Here is a 20131-nt window from a genome sequence, read left to right on the forward strand (position 1 = left end):
AGGGATGCCCGTTTTTTCCTTATGTTTGTTACCGGATTTTTATTGTATTAACCCTTTATGCAGCAACAGTATACCTATAGCCGCGGTTTCCGCATCTTTGTTTTTTGCCTGGTAACTCCTTTTGCCCTGGTGCCGTTAGTGGCTTTCGGTACAACAATACTGGGGGGTGTAACATTGCCTCTGCAAACTTTGTGCGGGTTCCTGCTGGTATTGCCGGGTCTGGCCCTGGCGACCTACTGTGTTAACGAGATGCTGTCGGAAGTGACATCAGACGCCACAGGTATACGTTACCGGTCTTTCCTTTGCAAACGTGAATTATTATGGCAGGAGGTAAAAGGGTATCAATTAAAAGAAGGTAGTCTGGTGCTGTTGCCCGCGGTAACGGGCAAACGAAAAGTCCGCATATCCCGCCGGCGCAGGAACTTCCGGGAGATAGCAGATTGGATAGCAGCTCGTTTTCCTAAACTCGGTGAAGTGGCTGTCAATGTAACCGGAACAGAAGATAAGACGGACATTGTTGCGTCATATGAATTAAAGATGGCCCGGAAAATAGCATGGGTGCTAAATCTTATCGGCTTCGTGGTAATGCTGCTGTGTTTTTTCTTTGTCCGTTCTATGCCCTGGTTGCCGCTGATACTGGTTGTTTTGTTGCCGGTTACGCTGATAACCTTTGTCTACTATAAAGGACAGCCCGTTATGATTAGCCGGAAAAAGGAGCCGTTCTCCCTCGTTTTAGTGACCATTATATTTTGTGCAATCGGCTTGTTCGTATTTGCAGGCCCCATTTTCAACATAACCCTGAAAGAGCTATGGCTGGGCGCTTTCGCAGTTACAGGAGTGTTTACCGTAGGGATCATTTACGCTATCCGCCACTGGAAAACGGCTTCAGCGCAAAAAACATGGGGCGTTATCAGCTTTATTATTTTCTGTACACCTGCATTCTTTGAATCTCTCGTCTACCTGAATGTTTTTTTTGATCATAGCAAGCCACAATTCTTTGAGACAAAGGTCTTTGATAAAAGGGCCAGCCGACGAAGGTCCACCAGTTATTTTCTGGTGGTGGAACCATGGGGGCCTGTAAAATCGCCTGTATTGATCCCTGTCGGGAAGAGGAAATATGTGGCCGCTAATGTTGATGATATAGTGAGAATAGAGCTGCACGAAGGTGCTTTTGAGATACCGTGGTATACGCCGCGATATTAAGCGTGAGGAGCGACGTTTTTTGAAAGGTTTAACTGACTAATCCCAATACCCGCTGCAACCCCTCAATATTATCTCCCCAATAAAAATGCATATAACCCGCCAGTATCCGCGGCGTGTGAAACACCACACCGGCAACGGTTTCCTGCCGGGCGTTGAATATACGTATAGCCGGTCCCGTGATCTCCGGCACTGTTTCATATTGTGAATAGTGAAATTCGTGTCCCCTGAAAACCTCATTGCCGATATGTATTTCCCGGTAACCCAATGTGAGGGCTTTATGTTGCATGCTGGTACTGACTTTCAGCAGCCCGGCCATCGGCCATGGCTGCCCGTTTTCATCGATGATGTTTTCGCCAAGGTACATCATGCCGCCGCATTCCGCCAGTATCCGGCCTTCATACTGCCGTAACTGTTGTAACAACGTAGTATTGGCAGCCAGCTGTGGCAGATACAGCTCGGGGTAACCGCCAGGGAAGTAAAGCAGGTCCGCAGGTGGCAGGGACGCTGCTGTGAGCGGACTAAAGTAACGGATATCCCCCAATTGGGACAACGCAGCGATATTCTCCCTGTAAGTAAAATTAAACGCCTCATCCCGGGCGATAGCGATTTGTAACCGGCCTGGAGAAGCGGGCGTAATCACTGCGGCTGCCGGCTCCGGCCGTAGCGTGTGTTGCAGCAGCAGTTCCAGGTCGATATGTTCGCTGAGGTGATCCGCTGCGGTATCGATAACGGCATTATAGTCAGTCTCCCCGGAAATATGCAGTCCCAGATGCCGTGAAGAAATCCTGATGTCCGGTCTTTCCGGCAGATAGCCTAATACCGGCACGCCGGCGTCGGCGGCGGCTTCTTCGAGTATACGATAGTGGGAGGGCGCATTCACGAAGTTAAAGATGACGCCCGCCAGCTTAATGCCGGGAAAAAAATGCCTGTAGCCGTACAACAGCGCCGCGGCGGAGTAGGCCATGGCCTGGGCGTCTACTACCAGTATCACGGGAATGTCCAGCAGTGCGGCAAGGGCGGCGCTGCTGCCTTCCATTTTATGGGCGCCGTCAAAAAGTCCCATCACGCCTTCGATGATGCTGACATCGGCCTGCCGGGCATAGCGCTGGTATACTTCGAACAAATGAGGCTCCGGCATCATAAAAGCGTCGAGGTTGACGCTCTCCCGGCCTGCTGCCAGCGTATGGTGTTTCGGATCAAGGTAGTCAGGCCCGCACTTGAAAGGCTGTACCCGCCGGCCGCTACGTTGCAATGCCCGCAGCAAGGCGAGTGTGATGGTCGTTTTACCGGCGCCGCTGTGAGGCGCGGCTATAAGGAACTGTGGTTTCATGCCGGACAAAGATAAGTTTGTGAAAGTTAATATCTTCGTTGCCACTTGATGTTATGGATACCATGAAACAACTCCGGCCGGTGATGTTCGTCGGCACCGCTTCTGATGTGGGTAAAAGCGTGATTACGGCGGGGTTCTGCCGTATATTTAAACAGGACGGCTACTATCCGGCACCTTTTAAGGCGCAGAATATGTCGCTCAACAGCTACGCTACGCCCGATGGCCTGGAGATAGGCCGGGCGCAGGCGGTGCAGGCGGAAGCGGCCGGGGTGCCCTGTCATACCGATATGAACCCGGTACTGCTGAAACCTACCAACGATAAAACATCTCAACTGGTACTGCATGGCAAACCGGCCGGTAACCAAACGGCATGGGAATATTTTATGCAGGACGACAAACGGCAACTGTTTGAAGAAGTGAAGGCTTCCTTCGACCGCCTGTCGGCACAATATAATCCGGTAGTGATGGAAGGGGCAGGCAGTATATCTGAACTGAACCTGCGTGACCGTGATATTACCAATATGCGTATCGCTCTGCATGCGGGAGCAGCGGTGTACCTCATTGCGGACATCGACAGGGGCGGTGTTTTTGGCAGCGTGTATGGCACTGTCGCGCTGCTGCCACCGGAAGAAAAAGCGCTGCTCAAAGGTATTATCATCAACAAATTCCGCGGTGATATCCGTCTCTTTGAAGATGGCCGAAGGCAACTGGAAGCGATCACCGGTGTTCCGGTAACGGGCGTATTGCCGTATTATCACGATATTCATATAGAAGAAGAGGACTCGGTGGCGCTGTCGCTCAAACATAAGCGGCAGATGCAGGGACGGATCAATGTCGCGGTGGTACTGCTTCGCCATATGTCAAATTTTACTGATTTTAATGTGCTGGAGAAAGATGACCGTGTGAACCTGTTTTATACCGATAACCCGGCAGAGATCACGGAGGCCGATATTGTCATCATCCCCGGCAGTAAGAACACCCTGGCCGATCTGGTGGCGATAAAAAATAACGGCACTGCCAGGGCTATCACGGAAGCGTATAAACGGAATAAAGTGGTGATCGGTATCTGCGGCGGGTATCAGATGATGGGCATTTCCATTGCTGACCCGTACGGAGTGGAAGGAGAGCCGGGCAGCATGCCGGGGCTGGGCATCCTGCCGGTATCTACGGTCCTTGCCCGTGAAAAGGTGACCCGGCAGCGCCGTTTCACCTACCGTCAGCAAACAGCCATCTGTGAAGGATATGAAATACACATGGGTGTCACAGAAAGCGAAAAACCATCACCCCTGGCTACCCTGGATAATGGGGAGCCTGACGGGTACTTCCTGAATGATAAGTGCTGGGGCACTTACCTCCACGGTATACTGGACAATACCACGGTGCTTAACGACCTGCTGTTGGCCTGCGGCCATCAGGTCGGCCCCGGGCAAAGCTTCGACTACAAGGCCTTCCGGTCTGCTCAATATGATAAACTGGCTGCTCATATCCGGCAACACCTGGACATGGACGCGGTCTATAAAGCCATTCGCTTATGATACTAGGACACGGAGACGACGCTTACCTGTTTGACCGCCCCATTGTGGCTGATTTCAGCTCCAATGTATATTATGGCGGCATGAAGGAAAAACTGGTACAACACATCACCGGCCACATTCGCGGGGTGGACCATTACCCCGATGCGGCTGCCGGCAGGCTGCAACAGCAAATTGAACAGCGTACGGAAATAGCGCCAGGCATGGTGATGGTCACCAACGGTGGTACGGAAGCTATCTACCTGGTGGCACAGGCCTTCAGCGGCTCGTCCACCACAGTGGTAGTGCCCACGTTTGCGGAATATGCAGATGCCTGTAAGTTGTACGGGCATGAGGTGAGTTATTTTTTCTGGGAGAAGCTGGCGCCGGACACCCGGTTTATCACTGACCTGGTGTTTATCTGTAACCCCAACAATCCCACCGCCCAGGCGATGAACGAAGACGGGCTGTTACAACTGATACAGTTCAACAGCCGTTGTGTTTTTGTCATTGATGAAGCCTATATACAATTCACCCGTAATGCTGACAGCCTGTTGCCATACCTGCACCGGCTGCCTAACGTGCTCGTGGTGCGCTCGCTGACGAAGTCCTGCTGTATCCCCGGCCTGCGGCTGGGTTATCTGGCTGGTCAGAAAACGCTGCTGGACAAGGTACGGGCCTACCGCATGCCGTGGTCGGTCAACAGCCTTGCGCTGGAAGCGGGATATTATATCATGGACCATCCGGCGGAATTTGAAGTGCCGGTAGATTCCCTGCTGGCGGATACTTACCAGCTGTGGGAGGGCGTGCGGAAAATGCCGGAATTCAATGTATATCCTACCCATACCCATTATTTCCTGTTTGAAACACTGACAGGCACGGCGGCTGAACTGAAGCGCTGGCTGGTGAATGCCTATGGCATCCTTATCCGTGATGCGTCCAATTTCTACGGACTGGAGCAGGGGCACTGCCGCATTGCCTGCCGAAATAAAGAGGATAATACGTTATTACTAACCGCCCTGCGTAAATGGACCCTTTCGTAAAATTCGTGTTGCCGTTGCTGTTAGGTTACGGGCTGGACCTCCTGCTGGGAGACCCTCGCAGCTGGCCACATCCGGTGAAATATTACGGTCATCTGATCAGTTTTTTCTCCCGGCGGCTTAACCGTGGGAAGGGACGGCTGTGGAAAGGGGGACTGATGACCGCAGGGTTATGCGTGTTTGTCTTTTTGTTTTTCTATTATATACAATATAGCCTCGGGCGCTGGCCATGGGCGCAGGTATTGTTTGCATCGGTCATGGTGTTTTTTGCCCTGGCCAATAAAAGCCTGCTGCGGGAAGGCCGGGAAGTGTTTGATATCTTGCAGCAGGAGGGGCTGGAAGCCGGACGCAAAAGGCTTTCCTGGATCGTGGGACGTGATACGGCTGCCTTGTCCCCCAATCAGATACGGACCGCCGTAATGGAGTCGATGTCTGAAAACCTCAGCGACGGCGTCATTGCGCCGCTTTTTTATTATGCGTTGCTGGGTGTGCCGGGGATCATGTTGTATAAGATGATCAACACGCTCGATTCCATGATTGGTTATAAAAATGAGGAGTACCTGTATTTCGGCAGGGTGGCGGCACGGCTGGACGATGTGGCCAATTTCATTCCTGCCCGGCTCACTGCCTTACTGATGGTAATAGTAACGGGCAGTGGCCGGGCGGCACAGTATGTGTTGCGTTTTGGCCGGGCGCATGCCAGTCCCAATGCCGGTTATCCGGAAGCGGCGCTGGCGGGTATCCTGCATTGCCGCTTCGGCGGTCCTAATACCTATCACGGGCGCGTGGTGGTGAAACCGTATATCGGTGAGCAGGCCCGTGATATTGAGCATACGGAATTCCGTAAGGTGTTGTATGTAAACCATGCCGTTACGCTGGTAACGGTGCTGGGTATTTGTTTATGGGGTTATTTAACTATTTGAGTATTCCGGTATGGACCAACCTTTTCAGAAAATAAGCATTTTAAGCTGCGGCTGGCTGGGCAAGCCCTTGGCAATAGCGTTGCAACAAAGGGGCTACGCCGTAAAAGGCGCCCGTACATCCGCCGAAGGCGTAAAAGAACTACAGGAAGCGGGTATCGACGGGCACATCGTAGTGTTACGCGACGGTCTGCCGCAGGCGCCTGAAACATTCTGGGATGCAGATGTGCTGGTGATCAATGTGCCGCCCCGCAACCGGGAGAGAGGCGTACAGGCGCATATCGAAGAAATCAAAGGGCTGCGCGAAAAGCTGGAAGCCACAGGCATCAAAAAGGTGCTGTTCGTGAGTTCCACCTCCGTATATGCCGATGTTGACGGCATCGTAACGGAAACGGATATGGGGATGCCGGAAGCGCCCAATGGTGCTGCTTTACGGGAGGTGGAACAACTGCTGTTGCAATCCCCTGCCTTTCGTACCACCGTGCTTCGTTTCGGAGGACTGATCGGTTATGACCGGGTACCTACTGCGGCTGTATTACAATCTCAGCGCCGGAACAACGATGCGCCGATGAACGTCATACACCGTGATGACTGTGTTGCCATTATCTGTCAACTGATTGAAAAAGAGATCTGGGGTGAAATTTTTAATGCCTGTGCCGGTGGGCATCCAACGCGGTATCAGTATTACAGCGTGGCTGCAAAGGCTTTTGGGCTGGAACTGCCGGAGAAACAGCCATCTGGTCAGCAGTCTGCTAAAATAGTGAGCTCGGAGAAGTTAAAACAGTGGCTCGGCTATAAATTTATCTACGATGATCCGTTAACGATATTTGATACTCCCGCTGCCGGAGAGCGATGAAACCCTGTGGTCCTATGAGCCTGTTGTTCAGGAAGATACTTTCCGCCGGCCTGATAGCCGTGTTCCCGCTGATGATGGTGGCGTTGATGACGTACCGTTTTCAGGGCCCTATTCCTTTATTGTACGATTGGTGGTTGGGTGCGATGTTTATATGGAGCGCTTTTTTTTATGGGATGATCTGTCCGTTGTTTTATCAAAAATACCCTTTTGTTTTTAAGTGTTTTGTTTGGGTAGGATTCCTTTCTTTGTTAACGGGTGTTGCTGCCTGGTGGTATTATTACAGCTATTCGAATTCTGTTGAAATGCTTTCCTGTACTGCGTTTGATAGAGGTTTTATCAGAGTGATCGAATTTCTGTCAGTTGATAGTTGGTGTTGGAAGAAGTATTAATTTAGCGAAACAATATAATTTTTTGATCATGGAATTACAGCTGGTTTTAGCCAAATTGGATGTTCTGGATGAAAAAGTTGATCGCAGGTTTAGTGCTTTGGAAACACGTATCGGATCGCTGGAGGACCGCATGGATACCCTGGACCACCGGATGGATTCCCTGGAGAAGAAAGTGGATTCACTGGAAGCCAAAGTGGAGATGCGGTTTAGTGTGGTGGACCTTCGTTTTGAAGCATTGGACTGTGTGTTGAACAACATCCGGGAAGATATCGGGAGAATTGCGGAATGGGTACCTTTTCGTACGCCACCGTTAGCACCGGTACCGCGCGGTTGACAGCTGATAGTTGCCCACATTGTTTACATGGAATCAATCGGGGGCCCGCTGTTTTGGCAGCCGGGCCTTTTTATTTGCCGTTCTTCCCGCTTGTTTGTGTTTTTGTCAGGTAAAAAGATTAAATTGTATAGCTGTTTGATGCCAACGACAGCCATGTCTCTGATTTACCTAAACATCTAAACCTCAAGTAGCTGTGAACCTGCTATTCATAGGCGTTGTCGCCTTGTCCCTATGGTTGCTCTATCTTCAGTATAAGAGCAATGCCCGCAAAAGAAGCCGTTTACTGACACCAGTGCGGCCAGCCAGCATTCTGAAAATTAACAGTTACACGTCTTTCGGTATTATGGCCACCGTCCAGTTTAAAGACGATGCCTGTCCGCAATTAGGCGAACGTATCCAGAAGGAAGGAAGCCTGTACAAAATTACCGGCGTGCTGCCGGAAAACAGGCCACAGCCGGAAAGCCACCAGCGGGTGTGGGACTGCCGCCTCGAAAAACTGTAAGAGAAAACGCCAGGATTGCTGCTGATTCGCCTGATTACGAAGATCAGCGCGAATCAGCGATCTGAAACGGCTATTCGTTAAAGACTGTATATCAGCAGCCGAAGGTGAATCTTTGCCTTGCAAAATAGCAGCAGTCAATCTGTGTTATTAGCTGAATCAGCCGTTTCAGTCACCGCTTAGCGCTGTGATATACTTATCTACATACACGTCTTTTGTCTTGCTTTTATATTGCATTACAAATCTGGGATGCTCCAGCGGGACGACCTGTTGGAAGAACTGTTCTTTTTTGTTCAGTGCTTCAAGGAAAGCTGCGTTTTTACCGGTGCCCATCACGTAACACACGCTGGTATCTATGTCCCAGGTGAGCTGTTTGCGCAGACTTTCTATGATGAAGGGGGTGACTGCTTTGGTGAGGGCGGGACTGTCGTAGTAGTTGTAGTTGATCTCCTTTCCGCCGGCTTGTTGTTGCGTAAAGCCGAGCGGGCATATAGAGCCGATATAGAATTTGTGGTAGAATTTTTTTACGCCGCCGTAGGCATCAATCACATCGTATACAAACACGGACGAGGGTTCATGCGATTTAAACCCTTTGATGGTGATGCCGCATTTTTCCGCCATGCGTTTGGTGTCCGTGAAAGGCACGCCGGTAGCGCCCGAACCAAGGCGGCCTGGGTTAATGCCCAGTATCATACGGCGCTGCGAGTGGTCGTTGTAGAACTTTTTATAGAACTGTTCCATGATACCGTTGATTTCCGGATTTTCACGGAACGGGTTCATGATACGGATACCGGCGGGCAGGTGACCGTTGAACACAAGATTTTTATTAAAGTCGATGATCTGGTCTGCGAATGTCATACGACAAGATAGGACAGAATCCGTGAATATCCTTAAAGTTATACCAGCAGGCCGTGCGCGCTGATTTTCTCGAGGATGTCTTCTTCACGGTACGGCTTCATGATGTAGTCATTCAGACCGCTGTTCATATAGCTGGCCACATCGTCGTCCAGTATGTTACCGGTAATGGCGATGATGGTAACGCCGGCTTTTTTCTTGTCGGGCAACTGCCGGATCTGCTGTGTGAGCGCGATGCCGTCCATGCCAGGCAAATCAATGTCTGTCAGGATCATATCAAATGATTCGCGGACGTAGATGGTCAGCGCCTCTTCGGCGGAGCCGGTGATCACGTGTGCGATGCCAAGCCTGTCCAGCAGGAGGGCCAGCAATTTTTGATTCAGCACACTGTCTTCCACTACCAGCAGCCGGATGTGCGAAGGAGCGGCAGGGGTGGTGTCGGGGGATTCGGTAGAGTTGTTCACGGGCATGGTAATTTTGATGGTACCAGGTGTTTGAACGGCAGCAGGATACCTTATTTCGAAATTGAACGTAGTGCCTTTTCTGGGTGTACTTTTTACTTCTATTTTCCCATCATGCAGGTCGATAATTTTTTTAGCGATGTACAATCCAAGTCCGCTACCTTTGGAAACGCCGTTAGGTCCCTGTGTGAAAGCGTCAAACAGGTTCGGCAGCACATCTTCCGGGATGCCGGAGCCGGTGTCTTTAACGGACACCTGCAACAGTTCGCCATCGCGCAGCCAGGCGGTCACGGTGATTTCTCCCTTGCTGGTGTATTTGATGGCGTTGGCGACCAGGTTGATCAGCACTTGTTTCAGCCGGAACACATCACCATATACCTGCTGCGTGGTAGGGAAATAAATGCAGGGCTGCAGGCGGAGCGATTTGATATTGGCCTGTACCTGCAGGCTGGTGCAGACTTCCTCGATGGCGGTGCGGGGGGAGAATTTCTCCTGTTTTAAAGAGGGTTTGCCGCCTTCCATCTGCGTATAATCGAGTACGTTGTTGACTACAGACAACAGCATCTCTGCCGAATTACGGATAGCGGAAGTTGTTTCTCCCGGTTGTTCCCGTTCCAGCTGGCTGGTATACCCCAGCAAAGAGTGGATGGGCGTCCGAATCTCGTGGCTCATGGTGGAGACAAACTCACTTTTCTGCCGCGCGTATTTCTCTGCCTGCTGTTTGGAACGCAACAGGGCCAGGTCATATTTATAAAGCCGGATGATACCATAGATGATGATGCCGGTCAGTAACAGCAACAAGGGAATTTCCCAATACGTGTGTTTGTCCATCGTATAGAGGGAATTGCCGATGTTCTGACTGAGCACCCAGCGTTTTTTATCTGTTTCCGCCACCATGTTTTTGCGCAGATTGGCCAGCACCTGCTGCAGGGCGTTAAACAACCGTTGGTTGGCCATCACCAGCGCATATTCCTTACGGTTAAGGTTGGCGTGGCTTTGTGCCGCCTGCCGCATGAACTGCTGATAGCTTTGCTGCATCTTCTTCAGGTCTGCGGTGGAGATAACACTGGTCTGGCTGTCAGCGCCGGCGTCCCGTTTAATGACTTTTACTTCCTGTTTTGTTTGCACCGCGGCTTTGTTGGAAATAGCGTCCTTGATACGGCCGAATAATTTCTTTTTAGGCTTGACGGTGGCAGAAGAGGAAGTGATGATGGTATCGATCTGTTCCCGCTGAGGCAGCTTTATCTTTTGCAGCTCCTGTATCACCAGCGGCGTTGCAGCGGTGTCCCATTGCTGCGATAGTTGCAACAGGGAGTCCACATACAGGCGGGTATGCAGGAACAGCTGGGTCTTGGCCTCTTTGTCGGCCAGCAGCTCCTGTACCTGTTTCTGTTTGGAGGCGGCGCCGATGGCAGTGTCAATATGGGCGCTCACGGATTCCAGCGAAGCCACATAGGAGTGGAGATAAGCCGGGTCGTAGGTGAGGGTATAAAAACGAAAATCGTTGTCTGCTGCGTATAACAATTGCACGGCCTGGTCAATATGCCCTGCATCTGTTTTGGTGGCCACCAGGTCCCGCACGCCCGCACTCAGCTGGTCTGCTGCCCGCTTACGCAAAAAGATGATCATAAAGAAGGTAACCAGGATGACTACCATCAGAATGACTATTGCGAACCGGAAAAAACTTTTTCTTTCGTAGGCGTTGTACATTATTGCTTGGATTGGAAGTTGGCACGAAAGAGTGAATGTGACTCTCCGGCGCGGTGAAATTAACTCATTTTCCGTATTGGTGGTAAAAGCCACTTATGGCGAATATGTTGGTGTGTATGTAATTTTAAATTATTGAAATATGTATTATGATTGAAAATGTATTATTGATTTTTTAAATTCTATATTCAAGTAAATGTTATTTAAAGGTAATTTGTACTTTGCTGCTCTATTCTAAAACAATAACACTTTCGTGGACGATTATGAATTATTACGCATGGATAATAGTCCCTTTATGCAGCAGCATACTGGCCACCTCCGCTCAAACTCCCGCACCAGACCCTGGTTACAGGCAACTACAGGAAAAAAACATAATCGTAAACAGGAACTTTTACCTCTTTACCTTACTCGAACACCTGCCGGAAGTCAACAGGCTGGTGCTGAAAGACACCAGCTTTGTACGGTGGAACAATATCTATCGCGATAAGCTGCAGTCAGCACATCGTCCCACAGACATACAACTTGACGATGCCACTATCGCCCGTTTTAATACCTGCTTCGCCAGGATGCTGCAACAGCATCCGCGGGAAATGGGCACACTCCTGCAACATATGCGCCGTTCAGGTTTTTTTCAGCTATATGCCACTGCCCCCGACAGCACGTTGCTCACAAAATCCTGGCAGGACGCCGCCCATGGAGTGAACTATATCCTCAACGCCTATACGACCAATAAGGGTTTCCGCTACCCTAAAATCGACTCGGCTTCTTTTTATGTGGAAAGCCCTGCCTATAAACAGGCGCTGACAAAATTAATGACGTCCGTTGCCCGCAGTACCTCCACCAACAGCCTGTTTTTCCAGTCGCCGCTGGCAGTGGCGGTGGGACTGCTGGTATTGAACAAACATGATGAATGCGCCCGGTACATGCCATTGGAGGAGACTAACAAAGACGCCTACACGAAAGTGAAGAAGGCCGACTGGAACAAATATGCTTACTCCGCATTGCTTATTCCAGGCGCCGGCCCGGGTGACAAAGCGTCCATCAGTGATGCCGGCAAAAACCGCTGCCGCATTGGGGCAGAGATGTACCATAGCGGGAAAGCTCCCTTTATCATCGTTTCCGGCGGCCACGTGCATCCGTTTGGAACACCTTACGCAGAAGCGGTGGAGATGAAAAAATATATGGTCAGCGAACTGAAAGTACCGGCCGATGCGATTATTGTGGAGCCTCATGCACGGCATACCACTACCAATATCCGCAATGCTGTCCGCATTGCCTGGAAAAGCGGCATACCCCTGGAAAAGCGGATGCTGTGCGTATCTGACGCCTTGCAACTGTATTACGTGGCCAGCCCGGTTTTCGGCAAACGCTGCGAGGAAGAACTGAACTATCAGCCGGCGACGGACATGCAGCAGGCCGACCTGAATTTCCTCTCTTTTATACCCGACCTGAAGTCGCTGCAGGCCAACTCACTCGACCCGCTCGATCCCTGATCGCGGACCACAGTATGTACTATGATGAATCGTCACACTTGTTATTCATAAAACACACAACTTCATGTACACTATCCTCGGCGCCGGTGGCGTAATCGCCAATGAACTGGCCAAAGAACTGGTAAAAAACGGAAAGCAGGTACGCCTCGTAAGCCGCTCTCCTCAGGCTATTGCCGGCATCACCGACCTGGTGGCCGCAGACATCACTGACGCCGCGCAAACCCGCCGCGCGGTAGCCGGCGCTACTGTCGTGTTCCTCACGGCCGGATTGAAATATGACCATAAACTATGGGCCGTTGCATGGCCCCGCATCATGAGCAACGTCATCGAAGCCTGTAAAGCGGAAGGCGCTAAACTGATCTTCTTCGATAACGTATATTCTTATGGGTTAGTAAACGGTCCGATGACAGAAAACACCCCCTACAAGCCTGTCAGCAAAAAAGGAAAAATCCGGGCCGCTATTGCCACGCAACTGATGGAGGAAGTCAAAGCCGGTAACATTACGGCCACTATCGCCAGGGCAGCGGATTTCTACGGCCCCGGCGCAGACAAGACCGGCTTCCTTAACCTGCTGATCATCGACAAATTCAAAAAGAATAGTTCCGCCATGTGGCTGGGCAAAGACAACGTCACCCATAGCTACACCTTCACCCCCGACGCCGGCAAAGGACTTTACCTGCTTTCCCAGGACGATTCCTCCTGGAACCAGGTATGGCATCTGCCTACTGCCAATCCGGCCCCGGACGGCAAAGGATATATGGAGATGATCGCGCGCCAGATGGGCGTTAAGCCAAAGTATATGAAGCTGAACCGCTTCCTCATAGCTGTTTCCGGCCTTTTCGATTCCACCATCCGCGAACTGGGAGAGATGTTGTACCAAAGCAACTATCCCTATATTTTCGATTCATCCAAATTTGAAAAACACTTTCAGGTAAAACCTACTTCCTATGAAGAAGGTGTTAAACTTACCCTGCAATATGAATAGTCTACAAAATTTGTAGGAAATAAATTTGGTAGTTTGAATTTGTGTCCTATCTTTGCACCAGTTCTTTTAATCGCTTATCAAGAAAGGAGGAGGGAAATGGCCCGACGATACCTTAGCAACCTTCATCATGGCACTGATGAAAGGTGCTGCATCCATCCCGGCGAAGCCGGGAAAGATAAGTATCTACATTTGATTGTTATTTCATTTAGATATTTTATTATAGGAATGCAGCGGATATATACCCGCTGCATTTTTATTTTAATGACTATAATAAAATGACACAATAACCAAATCTCTTGATGGGCGCTGCATAGAACTTGTTTATTCATTTTTCATCAAACTAAAAAACAAGTACAGATGAGCACTATCACATCACTGATCCATTCTATTCCCGTAGATCCGCAAACAGGCGCAATCGCTGTTCCCATCTACCAGACATCCACCTTCGTACAGGAAGCTCCCGGTGTAAACAAAGGTTATGACTATGCCCGGTCCAACAACCCCACCCGCGAAACAGCAGAAAAAATCATCGCCGGACTTGAAGGCGGCGCAGCCGCTTCCGCCTTTGCCAGCGGTCTGGCAGCCATAGACGCGGTCATCAAACTGCTGAAGGCCGGAGATGAAATTGTGGCGGTAGATGATATCTATGGCGGCGCTTTCCGCCTCTTTCATAAAGTGTATGAAAAATTCGGTATCAAAGTGCATTATGTGGACACGGCCGACACACAGGCGGTATTCCAGGCCATTACACCGGCCACACGCCTAATATGGCTGGAAACACCCACCAATCCTACGTTGAAGATTTCTGATATTGCGGCCATCAGCCGTATCGCCAAGGCAAGTAACTGTCTCCTTTGTGTGGACAATACGTTTGCGTCACCGGTGCTGCAGCAGCCACTGGCCCTTGGTGCCGACCTGGTCATTCACAGCGCCACCAAATACCTGGGTGGCCACAGTGACCTGATCGCCGGTGTGGTAGTGTCTAAAACGCCGCAGCTGGGAGAGGAGATCAAATTTTATCAGAACGCCTGTGGCGCTATCCTGTCACCGTTCGACAGCTTCCTGCTCATACGCGGCATTGAAACACTGCACCTGCGCATCCGCCAGCATGTCGCCTCTGCACAGGTCGTCGCCGAATACCTTGAACAACATCCGGCGGTAGATAAAGTGTTTTATCCGGGGCTGCCTTCCCATCCCGGCCATGCGTTGGCAAAACAACAGAGCAAGGGCTTTGGCGGCATCATCTCTTTCTCATTGAAAGATGACCGCGAAGAAGCAGCCACCGCTTTTGTGACATCCACCCACTATTTTAAACTCGCTGAAAGTCTCGGCGGTATTAAAAGCCTGGTGAGCCATCCCGCTACCATGACCCATAAATCCATACCGGCCGAAAAAAGAAAGGCTGCCGGTGTGAGCGACAGCCTGATACGTTTGTCTATAGGCCTGGAAGAAGCGACCGACCTGCTCGCCGACCTGGAGCAGGCCTTTAAACACTTACCGCAGCCCGCTTTGGCAGAAACCGGGTTACCAGCATAGCGGCTACGTTATCTCCCGTCGCGTTTAAAATGGTGGCCAGCGGATCTACCAGGGTGCCGATCACCATCAGCGGCGGGAGCGCCTCCGGGGGGAAATTGTATACCGACATCACCAGCAGCTCCCCGATGTAACCACCGTTGGGAATGCCGCCTTCCACAATGCTTACGATGACGGTAATGCCCAGTGCCATCACAATCACGTTGACACTGTCGAAACCTTTGCCGTACATGGCAAAAACAACCGCCATCTTGATGATGGAGCTGATGCTGGAACCATCTTTATGCAGCGTTGCGCCCAACGGCACGACCACGTTGCCAACAGATGCCGGCACTCCCATTTTGGGTACCGCTTCCAGGTTGGCCGGAATAGTGGCGATACTGCTGCCGGTGCCGACAGCGGTAAGGGTGGGGACGATATTGTTTTTCCAGAAAATCTTCACCCCCCGGAAACCGCCGGCCACAAAAGCATAGAAGCTGAAGCCAGCCAGGAAATAAATAGCGCCGAAGCCATAATAGATAGCCAGCGAATGCGCATAGGTGCCAAACAACTGCGGGCCCACCGTACCTACCTGGTAGGCGAAATAAGCGCCCAGCCCCAGGGGGGCGGCCTTCATCAGTAATGCCAGCAGGTCTTTCATCACCTCGTTGCCCGAATGCAGGAAACGCCGGAAAGAAGCGCCCCGTTCTCCCGCCCGCATCGCGGCCATGCCGGTCAGTACCGAAAAGATAATGAACGGTAACATGTTCTTGCGGGAAAGCAACTCGTAAAACTCGCTGACCGTCAGCAGCCGCGTCAGCTGCTCGCCGAAAGTGCCGGCGCTGGCATGATCTGTTACGGGCGTCAGCACCACTTTCTGGTGAATGGGAAATATCCAGACGGCCACAATAGTCAGAAAAGCAGCAATCAGCAATGTGCTGAGAAATACCAATGACATCACACCCAATACCCTTCCCAGCCGGTGCGACGCATCGATATGCGCAATGGCAGACGCGATCGCAAAAAATACCAGTGGTATGACAGTCGTAAATAAAAGGTTGAGAAAAATATCACCAATCGGTTTGATCACTTCCACCTTTGGCCCCAATAGCGCCCCGGCTATGGAACCTGCGATAATTCCGCCCAGCAGCAGGAATATATCACGGTAATTCTTGAGGACTTCCATGTATGGAAATTTATTTCTTCCCGAAAGCTAGCACATTTCACGCATATTATTTAAATATGAATTTTAGACGGTAAGACAACGTTACCGCCTATACGTGTAACCTTTTGGCCCTCCCGCTTGTTACACTATCAAACCAACATCGTCCATATGAAATGTTTGTTACTGGGTTTATTATTACCGTTGTGTTTTCTTGCCCAGCATAAGTACTATACGATAGGAGAAGTCCTGAAAAACGCACGGCAGCTAACTTACGACAGTACGACAGTAAAAATCAAAGGGTACATCACCGAAAAGGTCGGTAAAACCACCTATCTGCTGGAAGACCGTACCGCTGAGATCCGCGTGGATATTGCAGATAAGTTCCTGCCCGGCAAACCCTTCAGCGACAGGGAGGAAGTGATCGTCGAAGCCTGGGTACAGTATGAAATCAACAAGCCGGTCACCCTGACGGCTAACCGGCCTGTAACGCATGATTAGAACCAGATGGTAGATTACAATAGCTTAAACACAAAGCTGTAGATGCTCTTGATGCTGGCCGCGATCACAATGATGGACACCGCCATCATAATGGTTTTGGCAGAAATCTTATTGGACACCTTGGCTGCAATGGGAGAAGCCACGGCGCTGCCAATGACCAGTCCCAGTACCGCGTCCCAGTGAACATGGGACAGTGCGGCCACAAAGGTGAGGGAGCTCAGCATGGCGATAAAAAAGCGGGTAGCCTTTACCGTGCCCAGTGAAAAACGGGGATGCCTGCGGCCCGCAATAAGAGAGGACAGCACGATAGAGCCCCATCCGCCACCGCCGATGGCGTCGATAAAACCTCCGCCAAAGCCCAGCAGCCCGATACGCTTTATTTTTTTGCCGGTATGTTGGGCGCGTTGTGCCTGAATAGCCCGCTTAAAGATAATAGAGCCCAGTATCAGGGTATATAACGATACCACCGGTTTGGTGTACATCGAATAATGTTCGAGAGAGGAGAGGAGATAGGCGCCGATCACTGCACCGGCAATGCCCGGAATGATCAGGATTTTAAACAGTTTTTTGTTGACATTGCCCATTTTGAAGTGCATCCATCCGGCAATGCCGTTGCTGAGGATTTCCGATATATGCACCGCCGTGCTGGCAGAAGCGGGCGGAATGCCCATGCTCAGGGAAAAAGTCGTGGAGGTTATGCCGTAAGACATGCCAATGGCGCCGTCAATCATGGCAAACAGGAAGCCCGCCGCCAGGAAATAGTAAAAAGTAGGCGGCACGTCTTCCACATGCACCCTGAACGTCGGTACAAAGTACCAGACCAGGGCAAGCGTTATCGTCAGGAGTAAAATACCTGTCAACCAATAAATCCATCGCTGCTTTTTTACTGCGGCGGCATCGCCGCCAGTCACCGCCCCGCTAACCAGCAAGGGCTTCAGTGTTGCTTCGTCCGCAGGCACTGTAGTGACTATTGTGGTTGTTTGTTTCTCCATTTTTAAACAATGAGCCAGCCTAATTTGTCCACAAAATACATAAACTCTATGAAATTAGTAGACTATTGTGTGAAATTTTTTTTATGCAAAGCGCAAAAGGGACGCTCTTTCTGCTTTGCACCTTCGCATATGCAGCTTTGCGAGAAAAACAGACGCATAAAAATTGATTTACCTATATTTGGGGTTGCGAACCAATTACCACATTCATGCTTTTGCAGGTTTTTCTGACTTGTTTTCTAGTTTTATTAAATGGATTTTTTGTAGCGGCGGAATTTGCCATCGTGAAAGTACGTTCTTCACAGATCAACAGCAAAGGCGGCCTGAACAGGGCCACAACAGCGGCCAAACATATCCTGGGTAACCTCGACGGCTATCTGGCGGCCACTCAGCTGGGCATCACCCTGGCCTCCCTCGGCCTGGGCTGGGTCGGCGAATCTGTCGTAACCACCCTGATCCTGCGGCTGATGGACGCACTGCACATCCGGATGACGGAAAGTACAGCGCATAACATCGCCATACCGGTAGCTTTTCTGACCATCACCATACTGCATATTGTTTTCGGTGAACTGGCCCCCAAATCAATGGCTATCCGGAAACCGCTGCCCACCACCCTGACGGTGGCCCTGCCACTGCGGTTCTTTTTCGTTATTTTCCGGCCGTTTATATGGCTGCTCAATGGCCTGGCCAACAGCATCCTCCGCATGATCGGTTTAACGCCCGTTGGGGAGTCTGAAATCCATTCGGAAGAGGAACTGAAGCTCATCATCTCCGAGAGCCAGGAAGGCGGCGCTATCGAGGAAACCGAACGCGAACTGATCCAGAACGTGTTCGAATTCGATGACAGCCGCGTAAAAGAAATCCTGACCCACCGCAAAGACATCTCCGCCCTCGATATCAGCAAACCCTTCCAGGAACTGATAGACCAGGTGATCAAAGACGGCTATTCCCGTTACCCGGTGTACAGCAATACCCTCGATGAACTGAAAGGCGTTATTTATACCAAAGACCTCGTTAAGGGCGTGCTGGAAAAAACGCTCACCAACATACAGGATATCCTCAAGCCCTGCTTCTACGTGCCTGACAGCATGAAGATCAAGGACCTGCTCCGCACTTTCCAGAGCCAGCGCCTCCAGATGGCGGTGGTGACCAACGAATTTGGCGATACGGAAGGTATCGTTACCATGGAAGACATCCTCGAGGAACTGGTAGGCGACATCCAGGATGAACACGACCAGGAAACCCCTATCGTAGAGAAAAAGGACGAAAACACCTACCTGGTGGACGCCCATGAATACCTCGCTGATATTAATGAACTGCTGCCGGTGCCACTCCCCGAAAGTGAACATTATGAAACACTCTCCGGTTTAATCAACTATATCCATGGTAACATCCCGAGAGAAGGAGAGGTGCTGGTCATCGAAAATTATGAAGTGCTGATCCTGAAGATGTTCAGAAGCTCTGTTGAGAAAGCACGCTTAAAGTTGATCCGATAAATATTGCCATATGGAAAAGAAGGTCCTGCATGTGATTGAAGGCCGGGAAAAACATATTACCGACACGGAAGTGGTAAGGCAACCGCTGCCCTCTGCGCAGTTCCGTTTCGCCAGTCCGTTTATTGTGCTGCACCATATGCCGGCAAAATACTATGCACCGGGCGCTCCGGCAGAAAGGCTGCACCCGCATCCGCACCGCGGCTTTTCACCGGTCACCTTCATGCTGCAGGGACAGGGCTATCACCGCGACAATGCAGGCAATGCCATGACGGTCACCGCCGGTGACGTGCAATGGATGTTCGCCGGTAAAGGCATCCTCCACAGTGAAGGCCCCTCCGAAGATTTTCTCCGTAAAGGCGGCAATTATGAACTGCTGCAATTGTGGTTCAATGCACCGGCTGCCCGTAAAGGCGACGACCCCTACTATCAATATGTAAAAGGCGCAGACATGCCTGCCGTGGCCCAGGCCGAAGGGGTGCAGCTGACGCTCGTCAGCGGTAACTATGAAGGCAAAACCGGCCCGCTGCAAAATTTCACTCCCATCATCGCCATCTGGGGGGCTATACAGGCCGGCAAATCCGTTACGCTCAAGGCTACGCCGGGCTACTGGACACTGCTGTATGTGGTGGACGGGCAAATTACGGTCAATGGTACTGCGGTCAACGGTTATCACCTCGTGATATTTGACAGGGACGATGCCGCGGAAGATATTCAGATCACCTGCAAAGAAACAACCCGCATACTCTATCTCTGCGCAGAACCGATCAATGAGCCGGTAGCGGCCAAAGACAACTTCGTCATGAACACGGCCACAGAAGTGGACCAGGCCATCGCCGACTACAAAAATGGCCTCTTCGGCACACTGGAGGCGTAAACAACGTACAGCCA

General features: G+C 50.9%; 19 protein-coding genes and 1 riboswitch. Of the genes, 14 read left to right on the forward strand and 5 right to left on the reverse strand.

What is annotated here, in order from left to right:
• Positions 1–57: 57 nt before the first annotated feature.
• Positions 58–1203: a hypothetical protein gene (locus HGH92_RS29895; protein ID WP_168874524.1), complete on the forward strand. Its 1146-nt coding sequence runs from the start codon at positions 58–60 to the stop codon at positions 1201–1203.
• 28 nt (positions 1204–1231) lie between these two features.
• Here HGH92_RS29895 and HGH92_RS29900 read toward each other — a convergent pair whose 3' ends face one another.
• Positions 1232–2533 carry a cobyrinate a,c-diamide synthase gene (locus HGH92_RS29900; RefSeq protein ID WP_168874525.1) on the reverse strand — a complete coding sequence of 434 codons (1302 nt, stop codon included), beginning with the start codon at positions 2531–2533 and terminating at the stop codon, positions 1232–1234.
• A gap of 62 nt (positions 2534–2595) precedes the next feature.
• On the opposite strand from HGH92_RS29900, the gene HGH92_RS29905 reads away from it, so the two are divergent.
• The 7 genes from HGH92_RS29905 (at position 2596) to HGH92_RS29935 (ending at position 8085) form a co-directional block, all read left to right on the forward strand.
• Entirely contained in the window at positions 2596–4068 is a 1473-nt protein-coding gene (locus HGH92_RS29905) for a cobyric acid synthase (protein ID WP_168874526.1), read from the forward strand.
• The gene (locus HGH92_RS29910) at positions 4065–5087 is read left to right on the forward strand and encodes a pyridoxal phosphate-dependent aminotransferase (RefSeq protein WP_168874527.1); all 1023 of its coding nucleotides are present in this window, start codon (positions 4065–4067) and stop codon (positions 5085–5087) included. The genes HGH92_RS29905 and HGH92_RS29910 overlap by 4 nt, the downstream gene beginning before the upstream one ends.
• On the forward strand, positions 5072–6007 hold the full coding sequence (gene cbiB / locus HGH92_RS29915) for an adenosylcobinamide-phosphate synthase CbiB (RefSeq protein ID WP_168874528.1): 936 nt from the start codon (positions 5072–5074) through the stop codon (positions 6005–6007). Before HGH92_RS29910 ends, cbiB begins: the two co-directional genes overlap by 16 nt.
• Before the next feature lie 10 nt (positions 6008–6017).
• On the forward strand, positions 6018–6860 hold the full coding sequence (locus HGH92_RS29920; protein ID WP_168874529.1) for an SDR family oxidoreductase: 843 nt from the start codon (positions 6018–6020) through the stop codon (positions 6858–6860).
• Between the two features lie 14 nt (positions 6861–6874).
• Positions 6875–7249, forward strand: a complete 375-nt coding sequence (locus HGH92_RS29925; RefSeq protein WP_168874530.1) for a hypothetical protein — start codon at positions 6875–6877, stop codon at positions 7247–7249.
• Positions 7250–7277: 28 nt separating this feature from the next.
• Entirely contained in the window at positions 7278–7583 is a 306-nt protein-coding gene (locus HGH92_RS29930) for a hypothetical protein (protein WP_168874531.1), read from the forward strand.
• 193 nt (positions 7584–7776) lie between these two features.
• Positions 7777–8085: a hypothetical protein gene (locus tag HGH92_RS29935; protein ID WP_168874532.1), complete on the forward strand. Its 309-nt coding sequence runs from the start codon at positions 7777–7779 to the stop codon at positions 8083–8085.
• 165 nt (positions 8086–8250) lie between these two features.
• Here HGH92_RS29935 and HGH92_RS29940 read toward each other — a convergent pair whose 3' ends face one another.
• Both HGH92_RS29940 and HGH92_RS29945 read right to left on the reverse strand, forming a co-directional pair.
• Positions 8251–8940 carry a uracil-DNA glycosylase family protein gene (locus HGH92_RS29940; protein WP_168874533.1) on the reverse strand — a complete coding sequence of 230 codons (690 nt, stop codon included), beginning with the start codon at positions 8938–8940 and terminating at the stop codon, positions 8251–8253.
• A 38-nt stretch (positions 8941–8978) separates the two neighbouring features.
• A complete protein-coding gene (locus tag HGH92_RS29945) occupies positions 8979–11054 on the reverse strand; it encodes an ATP-binding protein (RefSeq protein WP_168874534.1) in 2076 nt (691 codons plus the stop codon).
• Between the two features lie 314 nt (positions 11055–11368).
• Here HGH92_RS29945 and HGH92_RS29950 point away from each other — a divergent pair, with 314 nt between their 5' ends.
• The 3 genes from HGH92_RS29950 (at position 11369) to HGH92_RS29960 (ending at position 15119) form a co-directional block, all read left to right on the forward strand.
• Positions 11369–12598: a YdcF family protein gene (locus HGH92_RS29950; protein WP_168874535.1), complete on the forward strand. Its 1230-nt coding sequence runs from the start codon at positions 11369–11371 to the stop codon at positions 12596–12598.
• Between the two features lie 64 nt (positions 12599–12662).
• Entirely contained in the window at positions 12663–13583 is a 921-nt protein-coding gene (locus HGH92_RS29955; protein WP_168874536.1) for an NAD-dependent epimerase/dehydratase family protein, read from the forward strand.
• 71 nt (positions 13584–13654) lie between these two features.
• A riboswitch (SAM riboswitch) is annotated at positions 13655–13765 on the forward strand.
• Positions 13766–13940: 175 nt separating this feature from the next.
• Positions 13941–15119 (forward strand): trans-sulfuration enzyme family protein, encoded by a 1179-nt coding sequence (locus HGH92_RS29960; protein ID WP_168874537.1) that lies wholly within the window; start codon positions 13941–13943, stop codon positions 15117–15119.
• Here HGH92_RS29960 and HGH92_RS29965 read toward each other — a convergent pair.
• Entirely contained in the window at positions 15070–16281 is a 1212-nt protein-coding gene (locus tag HGH92_RS29965; protein WP_168874538.1) for a dicarboxylate/amino acid:cation symporter, read from the reverse strand. The genes HGH92_RS29960 and HGH92_RS29965 overlap by 50 nt on opposite strands.
• A 147-nt stretch (positions 16282–16428) precedes the next feature.
• Between HGH92_RS29965 and HGH92_RS29970 the strand changes: the two genes are divergently transcribed.
• The gene (locus HGH92_RS29970) at positions 16429–16758 is read left to right on the forward strand and encodes a NirD/YgiW/YdeI family stress tolerance protein (RefSeq protein WP_168874539.1); all 330 of its coding nucleotides are present in this window, start codon (positions 16429–16431) and stop codon (positions 16756–16758) included.
• Between the two features lie 14 nt (positions 16759–16772).
• Here the strand turns inward: HGH92_RS29970 and HGH92_RS29975 are convergent, their stop codons facing one another.
• Positions 16773–17750, reverse strand: a complete 978-nt coding sequence (locus tag HGH92_RS29975) for a sulfite exporter TauE/SafE family protein (RefSeq protein WP_168874540.1) — start codon at positions 17748–17750, stop codon at positions 16773–16775.
• 206 nt (positions 17751–17956) lie between these two features.
• Here HGH92_RS29975 and HGH92_RS29980 point away from each other — a divergent pair, with 206 nt between their 5' ends.
• Both HGH92_RS29980 and HGH92_RS29985 read left to right on the forward strand, forming a co-directional pair.
• Entirely contained in the window at positions 17957–19243 is a 1287-nt protein-coding gene (locus HGH92_RS29980; RefSeq protein ID WP_168874541.1) for a hemolysin family protein, read from the forward strand.
• A 10-nt stretch (positions 19244–19253) separates the two neighbouring features.
• Positions 19254–20117, forward strand: coding sequence for a pirin family protein (locus HGH92_RS29985; RefSeq protein ID WP_168874542.1), 864 nt, complete (start codon positions 19254–19256; stop codon positions 20115–20117).
• Positions 20118–20131: the final 14 nt, after the last annotated feature.

This window comes from Chitinophaga varians, assembly GCF_012641275.1.
GTDB lineage: Bacteria > Bacteroidota > Bacteroidia > Chitinophagales > Chitinophagaceae > Chitinophaga > Chitinophaga varians_A.

Excerpts from the sequence above, each read along its gene's own strand:
- HGH92_RS29930 (WP_168874531.1), top strand. The coding sequence starts at position 7,278 with ATGGAATTACAGCTGGTTTTAGCCAAATTGGATGTTCTGGATGAAAAA.
- HGH92_RS29975 (WP_168874540.1), bottom strand. The coding sequence starts at position 17,750 with ATGGAGAAACAAACAACCACAATAGTCACTACAGTGCCTGCGGACGAA.
- HGH92_RS29945 (WP_168874534.1), bottom strand. The coding sequence starts at position 11,054 with ATGGTAGTCATCCTGGTTACCTTCTTTATGATCATCTTTTTGCGTAAG.
- HGH92_RS29940 (WP_168874533.1), bottom strand. The coding sequence starts at position 8,940 with ATGACATTCGCAGACCAGATCATCGACTTTAATAAAAATCTTGTGTTC.
- HGH92_RS29900 (WP_168874525.1), bottom strand. The coding sequence starts at position 2,533 with ATGAAACCACAGTTCCTTATAGCCGCGCCTCACAGCGGCGCCGGTAAA.
- HGH92_RS29950 (WP_168874535.1), top strand. The coding sequence starts at position 11,369 with ATGAATTATTACGCATGGATAATAGTCCCTTTATGCAGCAGCATACTG.
- HGH92_RS29920 (WP_168874529.1), top strand. The coding sequence starts at position 6,018 with ATGGACCAACCTTTTCAGAAAATAAGCATTTTAAGCTGCGGCTGGCTG.
- HGH92_RS29985 (WP_168874542.1), top strand. The coding sequence starts at position 19,254 with ATGGAAAAGAAGGTCCTGCATGTGATTGAAGGCCGGGAAAAACATATT.
- HGH92_RS29980 (WP_168874541.1), top strand. The coding sequence starts at position 17,957 with ATGCTTTTGCAGGTTTTTCTGACTTGTTTTCTAGTTTTATTAAATGGA.
- HGH92_RS29925 (WP_168874530.1), top strand. The coding sequence starts at position 6,875 with ATGAGCCTGTTGTTCAGGAAGATACTTTCCGCCGGCCTGATAGCCGTG.
- HGH92_RS29970 (WP_168874539.1), top strand. The coding sequence starts at position 16,429 with ATGAAATGTTTGTTACTGGGTTTATTATTACCGTTGTGTTTTCTTGCC.
- HGH92_RS29895 (WP_168874524.1), top strand. The coding sequence starts at position 58 with ATGCAGCAACAGTATACCTATAGCCGCGGTTTCCGCATCTTTGTTTTT.
- HGH92_RS29965 (WP_168874538.1), bottom strand. The coding sequence starts at position 16,281 with ATGGAAGTCCTCAAGAATTACCGTGATATATTCCTGCTGCTGGGCGGA.
- HGH92_RS29960 (WP_168874537.1), top strand. The coding sequence starts at position 13,941 with ATGAGCACTATCACATCACTGATCCATTCTATTCCCGTAGATCCGCAA.
- HGH92_RS29955 (WP_168874536.1), top strand. The coding sequence starts at position 12,663 with ATGTACACTATCCTCGGCGCCGGTGGCGTAATCGCCAATGAACTGGCC.
- HGH92_RS29910 (WP_168874527.1), top strand. The coding sequence starts at position 4,065 with ATGATACTAGGACACGGAGACGACGCTTACCTGTTTGACCGCCCCATT.
- HGH92_RS29905 (WP_168874526.1), top strand. The coding sequence starts at position 2,596 with ATGAAACAACTCCGGCCGGTGATGTTCGTCGGCACCGCTTCTGATGTG.
- cbiB (WP_168874528.1), top strand. The coding sequence starts at position 5,072 with ATGGACCCTTTCGTAAAATTCGTGTTGCCGTTGCTGTTAGGTTACGGG.